Annotated in this window: 12 protein-coding genes, 2 tRNA genes and 1 pseudogene; 12 read left to right on the top strand and 3 right to left on the bottom strand. The window is 43.6% G+C overall.

Annotated elements, in window-relative coordinates; genetic code table 11:
• Window positions 1-294: 294 nt before the first annotated feature.
• Complete coding sequence (locus GLO7428_RS17160; protein WP_015189834.1) at window positions 295-1,086, bottom strand: RNA methyltransferase; 792 nt, start codon at window positions 1,084-1,086, stop codon at window positions 295-297.
• Between the two features lie 1,080 nt (window positions 1,087-2,166).
• Here GLO7428_RS17160 and GLO7428_RS17155 point away from each other — a divergent pair.
• The 8 genes and pseudogenes from GLO7428_RS17155 to GLO7428_RS17115 all read left to right on the top strand — a co-directional run bounded on the left by GLO7428_RS17155 (window position 2,167) and on the right by GLO7428_RS17115 (window position 12,636).
• On the top strand, window positions 2,167-2,412 hold the full coding sequence (locus tag GLO7428_RS17155; protein WP_015189832.1) for a DNA-binding transcriptional regulator: 246 nt from the start codon (window positions 2,167-2,169) through the stop codon (window positions 2,410-2,412).
• 87 nt (window positions 2,413-2,499) lie between these two features.
• Window positions 2,500-4,464, top strand: a complete 1,965-nt coding sequence (locus tag GLO7428_RS17150; RefSeq protein ID WP_041918675.1) for an N-6 DNA methylase — start codon at window positions 2,500-2,502, stop codon at window positions 4,462-4,464.
• A gap of 40 nt (window positions 4,465-4,504) precedes the next feature.
• Window positions 4,505-5,650 carry a type ISP restriction/modification enzyme gene (locus GLO7428_RS17145; RefSeq protein WP_041918674.1) on the top strand — a complete coding sequence of 382 codons (1,146 nt, stop codon included), beginning with the start codon at window positions 4,505-4,507 and terminating at the stop codon, window positions 5,648-5,650.
• 122 nt (window positions 5,651-5,772) lie between these two features.
• Window positions 5,773-6,015 (top strand): DUF4926 domain-containing protein, encoded by a 243-nt coding sequence (locus GLO7428_RS17140; RefSeq protein WP_015189831.1) that lies wholly within the window; start codon window positions 5,773-5,775, stop codon window positions 6,013-6,015.
• 362 nt (window positions 6,016-6,377) lie between these two features.
• A pseudogene (locus tag GLO7428_RS29770) lies at window positions 6,378-7,465 on the top strand (ISAs1 family transposase).
• 406 nt (window positions 7,466-7,871) lie between these two features.
• A complete protein-coding gene (locus GLO7428_RS17125; RefSeq protein WP_015189830.1) occupies window positions 7,872-8,078 on the top strand; it encodes a DUF433 domain-containing protein in 207 nt (68 codons plus the stop codon).
• 40 nt (window positions 8,079-8,118) lie between these two features.
• Window positions 8,119-8,316, top strand: coding sequence for a hypothetical protein (locus tag GLO7428_RS17120; RefSeq protein ID WP_015189829.1), 198 nt, complete (start codon window positions 8,119-8,121; stop codon window positions 8,314-8,316).
• 99 nt (window positions 8,317-8,415) lie between these two features.
• Window positions 8,416-12,636 (top strand): helicase-related protein, encoded by a 4,221-nt coding sequence (locus GLO7428_RS17115; protein WP_015189828.1) that lies wholly within the window; start codon window positions 8,416-8,418, stop codon window positions 12,634-12,636.
• A 42-nt stretch (window positions 12,637-12,678) separates the two neighbouring features.
• Here the strand turns inward: GLO7428_RS17115 and GLO7428_RS17110 are convergent.
• Window positions 12,679-12,760: transfer RNA gene (locus tag GLO7428_RS17110), tRNA-Leu, on the bottom strand.
• Between the two features lie 457 nt (window positions 12,761-13,217).
• On the opposite strand from GLO7428_RS17110, the gene murA reads away from it, so the two are divergent.
• The 4 genes from murA to GLO7428_RS17095 all read left to right on the top strand — a co-directional run bounded on the left by murA (window position 13,218) and on the right by GLO7428_RS17095 (window position 17,100).
• Complete coding sequence (gene murA, locus GLO7428_RS17105) at window positions 13,218-14,594, top strand: UDP-N-acetylglucosamine 1-carboxyvinyltransferase (protein WP_015189827.1); 1,377 nt, start codon at window positions 13,218-13,220, stop codon at window positions 14,592-14,594.
• Window positions 14,595-14,777: 183 nt separating this feature from the next.
• Entirely contained in the window at window positions 14,778-15,650 is an 873-nt protein-coding gene (locus GLO7428_RS26845; protein ID WP_015189826.1) for a M48 family metallopeptidase, read from the top strand.
• A tRNA-Leu gene (locus GLO7428_RS17100) sits at window positions 15,629-15,712 on the top strand. The genes GLO7428_RS26845 and GLO7428_RS17100 overlap by 22 nt, the downstream gene beginning before the upstream one ends.
• Before the next feature lie 719 nt (window positions 15,713-16,431).
• Window positions 16,432-17,100, top strand: a complete 669-nt coding sequence (locus GLO7428_RS17095) for a M23 family metallopeptidase (RefSeq protein WP_015189825.1) — start codon at window positions 16,432-16,434, stop codon at window positions 17,098-17,100.
• 288 nt (window positions 17,101-17,388) lie between these two features.
• Here GLO7428_RS17095 and ftsH read toward each other — a convergent pair whose 3' ends face one another.
• Window positions 17,389-19,254, bottom strand: a complete 1,866-nt coding sequence (gene ftsH / locus GLO7428_RS17090) for an ATP-dependent zinc metalloprotease FtsH (RefSeq protein WP_196797624.1) — start codon at window positions 19,252-19,254, stop codon at window positions 17,389-17,391.
• Between the last annotated feature and the right edge of the window lie 63 nt (window positions 19,255-19,317).

Genomic DNA, 19,317 nt, shown 5'->3' with positions numbered 1-19,317 from the left:
AATGTGCTCTAAAGTTGTTGTGCTATCAACTTCGCACTGTAAGCACCGTGTTAAAGTTAATTTTGAGAATTAATTTCTCCTCAACTTTTGGATTAAATAAGAAACTTTCTCACTACTTTTCAGAATCATAAAATAATTTCTGTAAGCACAGCAGGCAAAGGACTTGTTACTTATATAAATTATTGAAAATGATTATGCTTATCTTGCCAAGCTAGAGTAAGGAAAAAAGCAACTAAAGAAGTAGAAAGAAGTAGATGTTGCGAATGAGTCGCAAACACGCAGCGTGATACAGCTTTATTCTGCCGTCGAAAACATCTTTTGGCGTTGCGCTTCATACAACATCAAAGCAGCTGCGATCGCTACATTTAATGATTCGACTTCAGCATTTTGCGGAATTCTGACACAAAGATCGCTTTGCGCGACTAATTCAGCGGATAAGCCTGCGCCTTCATTTCCTAGCAAGATTAAACTTGGACGCTGCCAATTGACTTCCCAGTAAGTTAACGATGCATCTGCCTGTGTAGCAATGACTTGCATTCCTGCTTGTTGACATTTGCATACTGTTGCCCTTAAATCGGGACTGATAGCGATTGGTAAGCGAAACCACTGTCCTGCTGTGGCTCTTAAAACTTTTGGGTTATAGATATCGACACTATTGGCACTCAACCACAATCCATTAGCACCAGCTGCTTTAGCTGTGCGAATAATCGTTCCTAAATTACCTGGGTCTTGCACGTTTTCTAAAGCTAGTGCTAAACCATTGTACGGGACTTGGATGCGTTCTAAACAGTGGGGCGCGGTTGCGACAACGCCATCAGGGTTGACGGTTGTGGCGATCGCTTTCAAAACTTCTTCACTAACAATTTCTCCGCGTTTCGCTTGCTGGCTAGCTTGTTGCCATAGCATCTGATTGCTACTTTGCCACTCTGGAGTACAACACACAGTCTCTAAAGGGTACTTTACCCGACAAGCTTCTTGAAGTAAGTGTGTTCCTTCGATTAAAAACACACCTTGTTCCCGCCGTTCTTTTGCGGAATGCAACTTTCGTAACTGCTTGACCAGCGGGTTTTGCAAACTAGTGAGCATACAATTTGTAGCAGGCGATAGCCGAGTGAATTCAAAGTTATCAGCTACAGTGGACTTTTTCAAGTTGAGTTTTTTTGCTTTACGTGCATTCTTACGTCCTTCTTTAACCCGTAAATAGGATGTCTAAGAAGTGCTATGGATAGTTCATTTGCCCCGTAAATCTCCTGATCGCCCCCTAAATCCCCAATCTTGGGGGACTTTGATTTTAGAGGTTTTTAGGATGGGGGAGCTAGGCTTGTGCGATCGCATCTTCTTAGCCAGACAATGGTAACTGAGTCAGCAATCAAAACTCATTCTTTAAGCTAGCTTTGATTATTAACAAATTTATATTTCAACTTCGTACGAATACGGATATCGTAGGAAAAGAATTATAGTTTTTCTGACATTTTTATAAAAAGTATTTTCGTATCTAGAATCTTTTGTGGATAATTTACTAAATATCCGTTCTTACACTGTTAGAGAAAGCAATTTTTAGCAAAAACTCTTGTATTTCAGTATAAATAAGTACTTGATAGAGTATTTTGATCAAAAAATAGCTTCTTTATGGCGAGATGAATTGCGCGATTTTTTAGTATGCAGCTAACTAGTTGTCAAGAGAAGTTTAAGTGCGCTCGCCTATCTACATCTGTAGCAATTTTTTTTAAACTTTGATATCTCATGATTAAAAATTTCGATGTTGCCAGATAGGAGTATGAATAACTCTTAAATTATGTAAACCTCCTGCATGAAGAGAACCACAAATGAATTCGCAGCTAAATAAACCCTATTTCCTCCGTGTATTTTTTGATAACACTTTTGTTTTAGTGTGCCTTCGCACACTTCGTTTTGGTAGCCCCGAAGGGAGTCGAAGGGCATCTGGATTAACGATTTATACATTGATTCAGCAAAGCCAAAATTTTAATATTTTTTCCCTATTGTCCGCAATTAAGTTTAAAGTTTTTATAAATTATAGGTAAATTTCTCAGGTTTTAGTTTACGCAGTTTTACTACTGACAGTGACTATTTCTAGCAAATATGATGCGTAACGTGATACGTCAAGTGCTACGTCATGTAGCGTCCAAGCTGGAGATTAAAAGTTAGATGTCAGTCAAAACTTTAGGAATCAATCAGCCACAAATTGGGAAGCTCATTCGTGAAATACGGTTAGAAACTGGGCTGACACAAGAACAGTTTGCGGCTGAATTAGGTGTTACCTGTTCTTCAATTAATCGTTGGGAGAACGGGCGGAGTACACCTTTACTTTTAGCTAGGCAAAAAATTTTTCAACACCTAGAACAAATGGGCGATCGCGGTCAGGAATTATTAGCTAAATACACAGCTTATTAATCCTGAAACAGCTTGATGGATTTGGATTTATACCTGGATAAAACTTAGTTTTTCGTCATTATTTGAATTATTAGGAATTGGTAGCTTATGGCTCTTACCAAGGAGCATTTGCGTGCGGTTATGTCTGGTACGCTAGCGAATCGCGTTGAAAAAATGCGTCAAATTTTGGGATATCCTATTAAAGAGTTTGACCGTGAAGGTTCTCGGTTTTGGTATTTACGCCCTGGTGAAAGTGTAAAGGATGCATCTGATACTTGTCCGATCGCAGTTAGCTTTTATGCAGAATTAAATGAAAGCAGCGATCGGGATATTAGGCAGTTTTTGACCGCACCAGAGCAGCAAAACGAAATTTACGGGCATTATATCAGGCGGGTAACAACCGAGCAACCTGTAATGTATTTGCTCTTACCCGAAGCTGAGTTACAGGGGTGCGTGGTATTAATTTTACCAACCGAGGGAGGATTGCAACAAAGACAGATTCAGATTTTTGAGTGGTGCGATCGCGAGTTATTAGCAAGATTGAGTCGCTTGCAACAGGGGACGCTACGCATCGCCGATCGCGCTATGGCATTGATTCCCCAGGTTGATTGGGTATTTTACCCAGGCGTGAGGACGGCTGAGAAACTAGCGCAATTGATGGCTGAAGTTGCGAGAAGAATCGAACAAGCAATTCCCTCGGTTTATGCAGATGAAAAGGTAGGCGGATACTTGCATAAGCTATTTGAAAGTTTTAAAAAGGAACTCCTACCAACGCTCAAACTGCAAGCGGATAACGAAAAAGACTATAGCTTTGCCGATATTTACGCGCAAACTGTCGCTTATGGATTGTTTACTGCAAGAGTTTTTGGTTTTCTTAAGTTCAAGCGCGAAAAGAATCCATACAATTTAGAACCAGACTTTTACCGCGATAATGCCTGGAAATTTCTACCAGAAACAAACCCTTTCCTGCGCAAGTTATTTGAAGATATTTCAAAGCAACCACCTGAAGATTTGGGCGAAGATTTAGTGAGTGCTGTCTCAGAATTATTATCAGTGCTTCGCGCCGCAGAAATGGAGGCTGTACTTTCAGATTTTGAGCAAAAGATCGGGCAAGAAGATATTATTATTCGGTTTTATGAAGACTTTCTAAAAGCCTATAAACCCCAAATGCGAGAACGACGAGGGGTTTATTACACGCCTGAACCTGTAGTTTCTTACATGGTGCGATCGGTTGATATTTTATTGAAAGAGAAGTTTAACAAACCTTTGGGATTAGCCGATCCAGAAGTAATGATCCTCGATCCTGCTTGCGGAACTGGGACGTTTTTATTGTGGATTTGCCAACTCATTTATCAACGTTTTCAAGAGTCACCAGAAGCACTGACAGAAGGATTATCAGATAAGTCTTGGTCGGGTTATGTCAAAGAGCGGTTATTACCAAGAATATTTGGTTTTGAGTTATTAATGGCTCCGTATGCGATCGCACATCTCAAACTCAGTTTATTTCTAGAGGAAACAGGTTATCAATTTGATAGCGGTAAGCGCTTAGGAGTTTATTTGACAAATACATTAGAAGATTCAGTCAAAAAATCAGAAACACTGTTTGAAGAGTTCATTGCACTAGAGGCAAATGAAGCAGTTGGTATTAAACAGGAAGAGCCTGTAATGGTGGTTGTAGGTAACCCGCCTTACTCAGGTCATTCAGAAAATAAAAACCAGTGGATTAGTGAACTCGTGCGGGACTATTACCAAGTTGATGGAATGCCACTAGGAGAAAAAAATCCCAAGTGGTTACAAGATGATTATGTGAAATTCATTCGCTTTTCTCAATGGCGAATTGCCAAAACTGGAATGGGAATTTTGGCGTTTATTACAAATCATGGCTATTTAGATAATCCAACTTTTAGAGGGATGCGGCAAAGCCTCGACAACACTTTTGATGAGATCTATGTTTTAGATTTACATGGAAATAGCAAAAAGAAAGAAACTGCTCCTGATGGATCTAAAGATGAAAATGTATTTGATATTCAGCAGGGGGTTGCAGTTAGTTTAATGCTTAAGCTCGTAGCATGACATAGGAAGAAGCTACTATACAAGATGAAGGAAGCTAATAATGGCAAAAATTTATCATGCAAATCTTTATGGTTTAGAACAAGAGAAATCTAAGTTACTATCAAATGATGATATTAGTAAAACGAACTGGTCTTTAATCACTCCTCAAAAGCCTTTTTATCTATTAATTCCTCAAAACAATGATTTATTAAGCGAGTATAATCAAGGCTATAAAATAACGGAAATAATGCCAGTTAATTCAGTAGGAATTGTCACCGGACAGGATGAAAAAACAATAGCTTTTACTCAGGAAAAAGCTGAAGTTCTAGCTGATATTCACAGGCTTTCAGAAGATACCGTCGCTCCTATTCTATATCGTCCATTTGATCAGCGCTTCATTGTGTATGACTCAAAAGTAGTTACACGCCTTCGTGGCGAAGTTATGCGACATCTACTGAAAAGAGAAAATATGGCAATCGTAGTTGGCAGAAGTAGTGCAGTTACAGGAAATGAGGAATGGAATATTATAGGAATTTCTAAACAGATTGTAGATTTGAATTTTTATCGACGAGGTGGAGGACAGGTTCATCCTCTCTACCTCTACCCTAATATTAATCAATCTGATCAATCACTTTTAAAAGAACAACGCCGCCCTAACCTGTCCCAAAACTTCCTCAACGACATCACCTCAAAACTTGGCTACACTCCCACCCCTGAAGCCATCTTCTACTACATCTACGCCATCTTCCACTCGCCTACCTACCGCACCCGCTACGCTGAATTTCTCAAAATCGACTTTCCCCGCGTACCTCTTACCAGTAGTGACGAACTTTTCCGTCAATTAGCTGCATACGGCGAAGAACTGGTAGCACTGCATTTGATGAAATCACCTAAATTAGACAACACCATTACCCAGTATGAAGATCGCACTGGTAATCGAGTTGTTGATGCAGGACATCCTAAATATCAGCAGGGTGACGTAATCATTAACAAAAAAGGTGACAGATTTACCAGAGTACCCGAAAACGTTTGGAATTTCTACGTTGGCGGCTATCAAGTTTGTCAAAAATGGCTCAAAGACCGCAAAGGGCGCACCCTCAGCAATGAGGATATCCTACACTATCAGCGGATTGTCGTTGCCCTGCAAGAGACAATAGAACTAATGGCAAAAATTGACGCAGCTATTTCTAGCTTTCCAATTGAGTAGAGTAGATGAAGTTACCTAATGGCGCTTTGGGACATCTCTAATTCTAGGATGCTGGATTGTACGTATAGATGAAGACTTTCCAAGATTAACTAATACCTATCCTGTAGACAAATGAAGAAACTATGTCACAGATAAAAGAATATGACGTTGTTGCTCTAACTGAAAATGTTCAAGCAATTCACAAAGAAACAGGACAGCCAATTTTGCTGCAACGAGGACAAGTTGGTACTGTTGTTATGGTATTTGATCGCGAAGCTTTTCTGATCGATTTTTCCGATTCAAAAGGAACGACTTACGCGATGGAAACTCTTCCAGCAAGTAAACTCATGCATTTAATCTACGAACCAACTGAATATGCAAAGTAAAGATGGATACAGCCCTACCCACTTGCAATTAATTGAAAGAAGGTGTGTCAACTCAAAGCCAAAAAGTTAGAACAAGCGATCGCAAAAATTATAGAAATCCTACAGCAATTATCAACAAGTTAAAGGAGTCATGCTTCACTTCGTTCAGCATCTCAAATCCATGCCACAACTTCTAGATTCTTTCCTAGCCTGCGGTAAAGCTACGAAGAAGGGAACGCTACGCGAACGTGTTGCTTAATTAATGTATGAATCGTTAAGTAACCGCACTCGTATCAGCCTCCTAAATCCCCCACCTGTGGCAGGGCTGTTTCAAAGTGCATGGAGAAAAATTAGAGTGAGGTTGACCACATGGCAAGCTCGACATGGAACTGCTGGCATTGCTGAACACTGTTGCTGACCCCCGCGCCCCGCGAGGCAAACGTCACCCGCTCTCGCTGGTGCTGCTGATTATTCTGATGGGAACGATGCTCGGCTACTGGGGCTATCGTCCTTTGTCTGAGTTCATCAAGCACTATGGCGATGCCCTGCGAGCGCGACTCGGATTGAGTGATGAAGTGGAATTTCCCTCCTATTCCACCCTGCGGCGGGTGATGATGCAGCTTGATTTTGCTGAGTTTGCGGCGGTGTTTTCGCAGTGGGCAAAGCAGTTTGTCCCGCTCGATCCGGCTGCGGTTGTTGCCATTGACGGCAAAAGCATCAAAAGTACGGTCAGCGACTGCCACCAAAACACTCAAGCGTTTGTCAGTGTGGTTTCGCTCTTCAGCCACGAGTGCGGCTTTGTCTATCAGATGCAGGCGATGGACAATCACAACACCAGTGAACAAACCGTGGTGCAGCAGTTGCTCAAAACGCTGGCACTTGATGGGGTCGTGGTCACGATGGACGCACTGCACTGTCAAAAAAAACCTTAGCGCAAATCATCGAGCGGGGAGATGACTATCTGGTGTGCGCCAAGGCGAACCAACCGTACCTGTACCAGGCGATTGAGCAAGCTTGGCAGCAGGGTCACCCCTGGAGTTGCTACGACTACACACAGCACAGTCATGGTCGCACCGTGCATCGTCGGGTTCAGGTCTATCGCCCGTCGCAAGCGCTCCAATCGCACTGGAGCGGACTCGCGTCGCTGATTGTCGTCGAACGCTCGGGCACCCGAGCGCAGCAGCCCTTTTGCGAGCGGCAGTATTACATCAGTAGTTTGATCACCTGTGCGCACGGCTTTGCTCAACTGGTGCAGGGGCACTGGGGGATTGAGAATCGCTTGCATTGGATCAAGGATGTCTCGCTGGGTGAAGATGATGCACCCTACCTCGATAAGCGCGCTGCTGCCAACTGGTCAATCGTGCGGACCTTTTTCATCACCTTGGCAAGACGCTTGGGCTTTCATTCCATTGCCTCAGCGAAACGCCAGCTTGCCAACCAGTTTGAGCAGGTCTTTCTCTCTCTACAATGAAACAGCCCTGCCCCCAATAGTGGGGGACTTTGAAGCAGAACTGGCTCGGAAATCCCCCACCTGTGGGGGGTTGGGGGGCAGTTTGCCAGAGACTTTGCTAGATCGGCTATTTGTGTGTACACGGTAGCCAGGATTGGGGAGTCAGTGTTGTGCGGGGGTTCACCCCCAATCCCCACGTAGTGAAGATCCCGAGTCTCCCGTTGAGCGAACTGGCGTACAACTGGTGTAGGCGTGGGGGCAAATCATACTTCTGTTCAGCAACGCCTGCTACGCGAACCTATTGCAGAGTTTACCCTAGAGCGAAGCAAAGTTGCGGCTGCACTCAAAATGACAAAACCATACCTTGTTTTTTTAATGTAATTGTCTGCCAACTTTGAAATGAAACAGTATTACGTGGTGAATAAATATGCAAAGTTTAACTAGAATTACGCGCAATCCAGAAGCCATGGGCGGTAAACCTTGCATCCGAGGTATGCGCGTTACTGTTGGCACTATTGTCGGCTTAATGGCATCAGGACATAGCAAAAGCGACATTCTTGAAGCATATCCCTATTTAGAAGAAGCTGACATTTATGAGGCACTTGCCTATGCTGCATGGCGGGCTGAAGAATAGGCAGCAGAGGACAAATGATTTGTAGTTTTTATTTGGTGAAATGGTATTACTAGCTGCAACTGGAGCGGATACGCCAAGCGTCATTCAGGTTCGCACCCAAGATATTTTACCTTCCAGTATCGAAAATATAGCGATCGCTGCTCTGCGTCAATTTGAGTCCGAACTAGAGTTAGGTGCGTTGGTTACTGTTGACCTAACCCAATCGAGAGTGCGGGTTCTACCAATTAGACGCGCATAGCACTTCTCTTTTATGCAGAGGAAGCATTGGGCTAAAGACTCTTTTATCCCAAAGATGAGCTATTTGTCCAATATTGCGCTCTTACTTAATTCTAAATCTATGCTCGACACCGTTATCCAAGATCTCATTCGCCAACAGCGCCCCTACTACCTACCTCAAGGTAATCCAATCAAGGGAATTGATAACCAATATTGGCTTGTTTTTAAGCACCGCGATGCTGATAATTTGCTGCTGAATATTGTCACATTTTTGGTGAGTATTGGTGGTAAACACGCGACACATAAATTGATACGAATCGATCCAAAAACGGCAAAAGTCTTTACCTACACTCCGCGCTTTACTGGTAGCATCCCTAGCACCACGCTGCTGCGAACAAGTTCTTTCAATGAAATTGCACCTTTCCTCGAATTAGAAAGCACTACTACAGAAGAAACTTTACTCAAGGGTAGTTTTATCGAAGTTCAACGCGATCGCCGCCGCAAATTCAACTTACCCGACGACCTAGAAAAATACAATACCTTTATCAGCAACGTATTAGAACGCAGCCACATCTATCGGCGATCAACAGCCTATTTTGACAGCGAGGTACTCAAACTATACGAAGAACCGCTGCAAAAGATTATTCAAAACGAAGGCGAGATTCGTTTGTTATTAGATTGGCACGGCTTCACCAAACAAGCAGATATCGAAGAACTAGAGAAACTGCAAGACCCCAACTACCGCGCTCAATACTTTTGCCGTACCTTAAAAGAATTCTTACAAGGATTAGCCGATCGCGCTTTTTGTGGAACAGAAATTCTAGCCGAGTTAGTGCGGCTGGGATTTTTGCGAATTAAAATGGTGAAAATGGAGTCGGGAAGGGCAATTTACCACAAAAAAACAGGTATATTTAGCGACTCGCTCGACAATCATATCTTACACGAAGGTTCCGACAACTTCACGCAAGCTGCACATAGCAGAAATGCCGAAAGCTTGTTATTTCTTTATTCCTGGGAAGACATGGATGCAGAAGCGATCGCCGATAGCATCCGTCAATTTGATACCGAATGGCAGCGCCAAGATACCACTTTTGATCTATCGCAGGAATTTTTACAACAAGTACTAGCTGAACGGAATCGCCGCGCCCAAGCTTCTCAACCTGTGATTGAGGCGATCGCCCCCGACAAATTTACCCCTGGCGAAACAACTTCTGTTGAAATTACTGGTAGCAACTTGAATTTAGTTGACGAAATTACCGTAGCAGATAACAACCTCGTCAAAGTCACAATTGATACTAAAGAAAAAGAACGAATTGTCGGTCAAGTTGAGGTCGATTCCCAACATCCACCGATTCCCCTGACAGATTTTCAAGTTAAAACTAGCAAAGGTATTTATCGCACTTCACCCAAGCAACCTGCAACCGTCAATCAATCGTTAGAAATTCCAGAATTTAACGAAATAGTTGGATTTAAGCAAGCTGTAGAAATTCTTCTTACCAAAAAGCACGGTACACCTCAAGATTTTCTCTACTGGCTAGCACAACAGCGCGCTTACCAATTCCGCGTCGAACGCAGCAATTTACTTGATGAATTGCTCAATCAAGGCATTCTATTTGAGCATCAAAAATCAGGCGCACAGCATTGTTTAAGAGTCATGCAAGACTTTGGTGTTGCCGTTTGTGCCGATGCTGTCGGTTTAGGAAAAACGCGTTTAGCGGCTACGGTTGCTCGGTTGTATCGAGAACAAAATCCTAAGGCAAAAATAGTTATTGTCGCCGCGAAAAAGTTATTACCCAACTGGGAACGCGAAATGCAAGAGTTGGGTTTTAAATATGATGAATACACAAAAGATTATGAACTATTTAATAAAAATCTTATGAGTCGTAAAGGCAGTACTTTCCTAGAGTATTTCCGCCTTTATAACCCCGATTTAATTATTATTGACGAAGCTCATGAAGGCATTCGCAACTACAACAACCGCATTCATAAAACTTGTGCGACAATTCAACAAAGCGATCGCAATTCTAAAAAACAACGGCATTTTTTACTTCTCACAGCTACCCCCTGGAATAATCGCCGTGCAGACATCTATAATATTCTCTCTCCTTTTCTCAATCGTCCTGAAGGATTTAAAGATTTAGGCTTTCCGCCAGAACTCTGCCAATGGTTTCAAAGTCGCGAGGGTGTCGAGAATTTCACCGATAACACCGAACTGTTTCGCCGTACCTACCGCGAATTATTTCTTCAACGCACGCGCCAAATGTTACGCGATGCTACACCAAATTTAAATGTGTATGCCAAGCGCATTGCAGAATGGTTGCCTGTAGAATTTGAAACGAGTACCGAACTTGCTCTCGACCAGATTTTTACTTCGTTTGAAACGAGCCTGTTTATCCCTTTTGCCGATCCGGTTCGCTACTTACGGGGTAATGTCGAACAGCGCAGCCTTCTGCAAAACCAACGCCGTTTCTTCCTACAACGGGCAGAATCGAGTATGTATGCGCTCAATCGCACGATTCAAAATTTTAGCGATCGCATTCGCCAACTTCAGCAGCGATTAGAAAATGTTTCCCCTGACGCCGACGGTTTGAAAACATTCTTGCTGTTGCACTACGGTTTTGCATCTGAGAAAAAACAGCTTCGTGAAGACGACGATAGTTTCGCAGAGGATGAAGCCGATGAAGAAGACGAAGAGGAAGAAGCCGAGGTACAACAACACAAACGCCAACAATTGCGGCGTTCAATCGACATCGCCACAGATGCACTTGGCAATGATAAGAATAAAGCCCAAGCGATTTACGACCGGATACTCGCTGATTGTAATAGCGATCTAGAGCAATTAAAACAGATCCAGCAGCTATTAGCAGGTGAATTTGTCATCGACCACAAGCGCGAGCAAGTCACTAAAAAAGTACGAGAATTAGTGAGTCAAGGTCACAAAGTACTATTGATTTCCACCTTCAGCGATACCGTTATCGACTACTACCGCCACATGACTAGAGATCAGGCGATCGCCTCTCAAGGAATCGGGATGGCAATTGGTGCGACAAAGTATTACTATCCCAGCCATTCAACTCAGCCACTCATTTTCAGCCCCAACAATACTTTGCGCGGAACCCACCAATTAACAGGTATCAAACGACAGGAAATATTTCGGCTATTCGCCCCAATTGCTAGTTGCAAAGATCCACGAGAAAGACCAAAGCCAGAGTCAGAAATCGCTGTTTTAATTGGCTCGGAAACCTTATCTGTCGGGCAAAATCTCCAAGATGCCGATTATCTGATTAACATCGATCTGCCCTGGAACCCAATGATACTAGAACAGCGCATCGGTCGGATTGATCGCCCTAAACAACGCCGAGTTGAGAATATTTATATCTATTACGCTAACAGTGAAAATCAACTGCTACGCCAAGCCAGTCGCTTGAGCAATCTCCACAAAAAACTCATCGGCGAACTGACTCTAGACGAACAACAAATTCCTACCATTTCTAGCATTGAAACGTTAGGGGCTTCTATCTACGGCGACACACTATTTGATGATGGGGTACTACCAGGCTATATTGACTTTCTCCATAGCTTAGTCAATGCAAGGCGCATAGAGCAAGGAAACTTACAAGAAGAGACTTATCAAAAGCAAGAAACGAGTCGCGACGTTTACACGCATAACGAAATTCTCTACAGTGAGGCATTAGGTAAGCTAGTTCAAGACTTAGGTGAAGATTATCAAGCGAATCGCATTACCTTGGGTTGTCGTGGTGGTGAAGAACCCACTGGATTAGTAGCCTTGAGTGTTGAGTACTTTGGTCCCAATGGCGAACCAATTCCAGAGCAAAAACAGACTCTTTTTTGGAACGATCAAACAGGAGAGAAAGATGGCTACGGGATGGCGATCGCGACTGCTTTCAAAACGCCTCCCAAAATGGACGTCTTACCAGCTAAAGATCTCATCTTTCAGGCTCAAACTATCTATCAGCAATTAGTTGCGCTCAAGCAACAACGCTTGACCCAAATCGAGCAGCCATTGCTAGAGAATATGAGTATGACTAGCGATCGCATTAGTAGAATCAACCGCCGAGTTAGCCAGATGAAGCGTTTTCCCGATGGTATAGAGCCAATTGTAGTGAGGAATACTTTAAGACAACTCAACGCCTGGAAGACAAAGAAACACGTACAGAAGCTTTTGCGCGATTACACCGATGGAGAACAAGCCAAATTAGACGATGGAAATTTTGTCATTCAACTTGTAGAGGATACTAACCAGCTTAACCTGATTGCGAATGAAGGTATTAAACCTACTAGCTTGCAAGTTTCTTTAGCAGCATTTCTCCTAAGAGCATAACTGAACTCATCAACGTACTGTAATTATTTATACAGAAAATAATGCGGAACCCGGGACTTGAACCCGGAAGCCTTGCGGCACTAGAACCTGAATCTAGCGCGTCTGCCAATTCCGCCAGTTCCGCTCGCACATTTTCAACGCAGTTTTTTATTATCGCTCAAATTTGCATAAGTGTCAATATAATAGTTTGTCTTAGTGCGGGACGTTAAGAACGCAAAAAGTAGAGGACAGATCTTCATAGCTATGACTTAGAAATGCTTACATAAGAAAGAAAGTACCTAAACCCATACCATAGTCTTTAACTTGGTAATTTGTCATAAATCAGTAGGTTAAATCCTTTTACGACATTGCATTCATAAAATCTTCCGGCTTCCTGCCTTTCTGGTGGCTGCAATATTCAAAACCATAAATTTTACCATTCATTGAAAGATAAGACAATCGTGTAAATACTCTTTTGTTTCAAGTAACGATGAAATTAATATGCGATGACCCAGAAGGTTTAACTTTTGCAAATGTCAATGTAGAATCAAAACCAACTTTGAACTTGTAAAAGTACCGAATTCTTTACGGAGGATAGACCTATTACTACCTCTCACGGCTTACCAAATGCCCACGCGTTATCTGATGCTGACGCTTCTGTTCTACAGATTTGGGGAAAGCATCCATTAAAAGGTCATGTCAAGATTAGTGGAGCAAAAAACTCAGCGCTGACAATCATCGCCGCAGCCCTACTTTGTCCCGAAGATTGCCGCATTCGCAATGTTCCTAACCTTGTCGATGTGAGACGCATGGGGCAAATTCTAGCGGCATTGGGAGTTAAGATCGAGCATCAGGGCGATGTTTTAGACATTAATGCGAGTACGATTAGTCACTCGAAAGCTCCGTATGAGCTAGTGAGCCAGCTACGCGCGAGTTTCTTTATCATTGGTCCCTTACTCGCAAGGTTAGGAGTCGCACGTATTCCCCTACCTGGTGGTTGTACAATTGGCGCTCGACCGGTGGATCTCCATGTTCGGGGTTTACAAGCGATGGGAGCCGATGTGCAAATTGAACACGGTATTGTTCACGCTTACGTCACTGGTAGTCAACGCAAACTCAAAGGCGCAAAAATCTACTTAGATTACCCCAGCGTTGGAGCCACCGAGACAATTATGATGGCTGCTACCTTGGCAGAAGGGGAAACAACGATTGAAAACGCTGCACAAGAGCCAGAAGTCGTAGACTTAGCTAATTTTTGTCGAGCGATGGGAGCGCGTATTCGCGGAGCCGGAACGAATACAATTACAATCGCTGGAGTTCCTCGCTTGCATTCAACAGATTACACTATCAATCCCGATCGCATCGAGGCTGGAACTTTCTTAGTCGCTGGAGCGATTACGCATTCGGAGATTAGTTTGTCTCCTGTCGTTCCAGAGCATCTCACTGCGGTGATTGCGAAACTTCAGGAAACTGGCGCGCAAATTGTCACTGAAGCACCCGATCGCTTGCGCATTATTCCAGGAGACACGATTAAAGCAACTGATATTGAAACCTTGCCGTATCCTGGTTTTCCTACCGATATGCAAGCCCAGTTTATGGCATTACTCACGCTCAGTGAAGGCGATAGTTTAATAACTGAAACTGTATTTGAAAACCGAATGCGTCATGTCGCAGAGCTAAATCGTATGGGTGCAGACATTCGGATTAAAGGCAATCATGCGCTTGTACGGGGTGTTTCGATGTTATCTGGCGCACCAGTCATCGCAACGGATCTTCGTGCTTCCGCAGCGCTTGTCTTAGCTGGCTTGGCAGCAAATGGTAAAACGGTTATTCAGTGCTTACATCATCTCGATCGCGGCTACGAACAGATAGAAGTAAAACTACTTTCTTTAGGGGCGGTCTTAGAGCGCGTTCCGGCTGGTGCAGATGCAGGTAGTGCAGGTTTAACAAGTCATTCTGTTTTATCGGAGAAAGACTGATGAACAATTGAGTTGAAGTGGCTCACGACCTTGTCACTGCACACAAAGGGATGATTGCGAACCGCAGTGAAAAAGCTGTGATTCGTTATACTGAACACATAGCGTATTAGTTCACAACGCGATCGCACCAGCAGGTTAGTACCTGCTGTCATACCTCTATTCCTTCGCAAGCGAAAACGGCGCATGATCTCTAAAACTCAATTAATTGGTTTAAAAGCCGACGAGTTTCGTCATCCCTTAGATTTGGAGGCAACTAAAGCTCTCAAACAAATCCCTGGCGCTGATATCATCGTGCGCAACCTGCTAGGACAAATGGCAGAACAGTTTTTTTATGTAGAAAATATTGCCTCAAGCATCCTAGTCGGCGAGCAACAACTGCCTCAGTTTCACAAGCTGTTAATCGAAGCTTGTCGAGTATTGGATTTAGAACCCCCACAGTTGTACGTCCGTCAGCATCCAGTCCCTAATGCTTACACGTTCGCCATGCGTGGTAAGCAGCCCTTTATTGTCATGCATACTTCGTTATTAGATTTGCTGACTCCTGAGGAAATTCAGGCAGTGATCGCGCATGAATTAGGTCATCTCAAGTGCGATCATGGAGTGTATCTGACGTTAGTCAATTTGGTTGTTTTAGCCGCAGGACAGTTGCCTAATTTGGGCGGCTTTGTTGCGCAGGCACTTCAAGCACAACTTTTAGAGTGGGTTCGCTGCGCCGAATTTACGTGCGATCGCGCCGCACTCCTCGCCACTCAAGATCCAAAGATCGTCATGTCGCTTTTGATGAAGCTTTCAGGAGGCTCGCCGACACTCGCGCCGCAACTCAACTTAGATGCGTTTCTTGCACAAGCCCGTGCCTATGACGACATCAGCAACACTGATTTAGGCGAAGTCCTCAAATCAGCGCGGACATCACAACTCACTCATCCGCTACCTGTACTACGCGCACGAGAAATCGATCGTTGGGCATCAAGTCGAGATTATCAAAACTTGTTAGAAAGTCACACTATGGATTATAATCATAAAGCTGCACCCAAGGGCGGGTGGCGAAACTGGTAGACGCACCACACTCAAAATGTGGCGACCTTACGGTCATAGGAGTTCGATTCTCCTCCTGCCCATTAATTTGAGCGCTGTGAAGCGGAAATAGTGTATCGAATGAGTATCACTCATCCAAGCTGTGTTGTTAATGACGCACAGCTCTTTTACAATTGCCTTAATTTCTCGTATTTCAGGATTGAGGTAGCGTTAGTGAAATAATTCATCATGCGATCGCCAAACTGAAATATACTGCTTATCAGTTGTGACTTGCAATAACATGAGGTGTAAACTAACTCTTTTTAGACTGTATTAAGAGTTTTAGTAAATTTTTTTATTATAAGCACAAAGAACATAACTGCCACTACCGTATATTTCCTAGTATTACGATAAGTTTTTGGTGTAATTTTGTCGCGATATATCAGTAAAATTGCGCTTGGATCGCAAGTAGATCTGACGCTAATTTCTTTAAATGTTTGCTATGGCAGGGAGCATAAATAAAACTGAGAGTAGCCTCGTTTATTAAAACACATTATTAAAAAATGCTTAAAAATCTTTCGATCAGGGAAGGGAACTTTTGCTTTGAGAAGCAACTCAATTGTTCTTTGAACGATCCCCTTGTTGTCAAATAAGGCGATCGTATTTTTCTAGTGCTGCGCAATCGTGCTTTGCATGTGCGTAAGACTACATTAAGTAATTCTTTTAGCTGATAGAGCAATCGTATTACTAACCCAGAGATTACAGACGATCAATTGTCAAAGCCACTAGCCGAAGACTATTGTCTATGTTGAGGAGTGAATGTATGAAGCAAGCATCTGCATCTAGTTATCAACCCACTAAAAATTGTATTCGTTTGAGAAAAAGTCTTCTTCTAGCTGCGTTAGGAATCTTAAGTGCATCGAGCTTAATTTGGCAACAGTACACCACCCAAGTTGTAGCTGCTGAAGAAAATCAGGTTGCTACTAGTAATTCTTGGCAGAATGCTTCGTTTCCGGTAGAAAATTTTCAAGCTTACTCTTCCCCATTTGGATATCGTCGTTCGGCGACTGGGGGTTCAGGATGGGAGTTTCATCGAGGGCTAGATTTCGCGGCACCGCAAGGCAGTTATATTCGTAACTGGTGGTCAGGGAAGGTTGTTAAAGTCGCGGATCGTACTGCTTGTGGAACGCACATTATTGTGCAATCTGGTGATTGGGAGCATACTTATTGCCATATGCAAGGTCGTGTCGAAGCACAGGGCGGAAATCGCTATTTAATTGACCGCGAGGGTGGAATTCAAATCTGGGAAGGTCAATATATTCATAGTGGCACGCGAATTGGTCGAGTAGGAATGACAGGACGCACCACAGGTCCGCACCTACATTGGGGACTCAAGTACGCCAACAACTATGTAGATCCTGCACTTGTTCTACGAGCCATGTATGCTCAGCAATCGGGTAGAACGCTACAATCTTCTGCAAGGATTCGATAAGGGATCAGAGAATCTGCACTATCATTAAAGGCTGGTGTAAAGCTCTTACTATGGTAAGAGGTATAGCAAAACGCATTCAGCTTAGGGCAAGTATATTGAGTAAATGTATTACTCGATAAAGCTTTTAAAAAAGCTAAGAGCTAACTGCTATAGAAGGTGAAAACCAAGAAAATTGCTGATGTTGAGATTTTAAAAATGTCATAACCTATAGCTCGATAAAAAGCCGATAATTTATACCCTGCAAGTTGAAATTATCGGCTCTTATGTTTGAAATTATCTTATTTGTAACTAACTAACAACCAACGCATCTTGGTCTTGTTGAGATTGCTTGTATTCGGCTACAATTTTACGAAATTCATCGCCGTCAATTGTTTCTCGTTCGATCAGTAAATCGACTAGCCGATCCATCAGAACGCGGTTTTCTTGCAGAAGTGTTAATGCTTGCTCGTGACAATGAGAAATAATCTGTCGCACTTGAGCATCCACACGTGCTGTAATCTCTTCAGAATACTCTGAGCGAGTCATGAGATCGCGCCCTAGAAAGACCTCGCTGTTTTGGTTGTCGAGGGAAAGTAAACCTAAGTCAGACATCCCAAAGCGAGTTACCATCTGACGTGCCAAGTTTGTAAGTTGTTGCAAATCTTGACCTGCACCTGTTGTAACTTCCTCTTTACCAAAGACAATTTCTTCAGCTGCTCTACCGCCAAGTGTCGCTGTAATTCTAGCTAAAAGCTGCGCGCGCGAAATTAATCCTTGGTCTTCACTCGGAGTAAACCACGTCAGTCCTCGCGCTTGTCCGCGTGGAATCAGCGTGACTTTCTGTACGGGGTCGTGGTCTTTAAGTAGTGTCGCCAGCAATGCGTGACCCACTTCATGATAAGCAATTAAGCGCTTGCTCTTGCTATCGACAAGTGGTGTTCCTTCCATTCCTGCGACAACGCGGTCGATCGCATCATCTATTTCTAACAATGTAATCGCTTCTTTGCGTCGCCGTGCGGTCAAAATTGCCGCTTCGTTGAGCAAGTTGGCTAAATCCGCGCCTGTAAATCCTGGCGTCCGCCGTGCGACTGCATCTAACGACACATTCGGGTCAAGCTTTTTATTGCGTGCATGGACTTGCAAAATTTCTTGACGTCCTTTGAGGTCAGGCGCATCGACAATGACTTGGCGGTCAAATCTTCCAGGACGCAGTAATGCAGCATCAAGAACATCAGGGCGGTTTGTTGCGGCGATAATAATAATCCCCGTGTTGCCTTCAAAGCCGTCCATCTCGGTGAGTAGCTGATTGAGTGTTTGTTCGCGTTCGTCGTTTCCGCCACCGATTCCAGTACCGCGTTGTCTTCCTACCGCGTCGATTTCATCAATGAAGATCAAGCATGGCGCGTTTTCTTTGGCTTTTTTGAATAAGTCGCGGACGCGCGAAGCACCAACGCCAACGAACATTTCGACGAATTCACTTCCTGAGATACTAAAGAATGGGACTCCGGCTTCACCCGCGATCGCTTTTGCCAAAAGAGTTTTTCCAGTTCCTGGAGGTCCAACTAATAAGACACCTTTAGGAATCCTGGCACCGATCGCTGTAAAACGTTCGGGTTGCTTAAGGAACGTGACGACTTCTTGGAGTTCTTCTTTTGCTTCTTCGATTCCAGCGACATCAACAAATGTTATTCCCGTTTTAGCTTCCATCTGAAATCGGGCGCGGGATTTACCAAAGTTCATTGCTTGATTTGATGCATTACCCGAACGTCGGAGAAACAACAACATCAAAGCCATCAATGGTAAAATCCACAGCAGATTTGCTAAGATTCCAATTGCCACTCGGCTATCCGCAGCCGAGATCACTTCAAATTCAACGCGGTTGGCTCGCAGTCTTTCAATTAATTCGGGATTTTGGTCAAGCAGTGGCACTTCTTGGGGTGGCGCATCTGCTTGTTGTCCTTCGAGTTGAACTCTCGCAACTCTTTGCGTTGGGTCAATTTCAACGCGTTCGACTTGACCGGCATCAATTCTTTCGATTAATTCTCCATACGTTAGAGCATTCGGCTCTCTTCGTTGCGCGAGTGCTGGGCTTGCCACAAGCGTAGACTGTAACATAATCCAACCTGCGGCGATCGCACCAGTGAAAGCCAAACCGCTTGCTGGTCTTTGGCGCATCAATGCTTTTTTTTGCAAACCTCTCATATTGACTGCCCTTTGTCTACTGCCTTAACCCAAGCA

It is taken from the genome of Gloeocapsa sp. PCC 7428 (genome assembly GCF_000317555.1).
In the GTDB taxonomy this organism is placed as follows: domain Bacteria; phylum Cyanobacteriota; class Cyanobacteriia; order Cyanobacteriales; family Chroococcidiopsidaceae; genus Chroogloeocystis.
The sequence above is the reverse complement of the archived record's forward strand: the minus strand, read 5'-3'. Positions and strand labels throughout refer to the sequence as shown.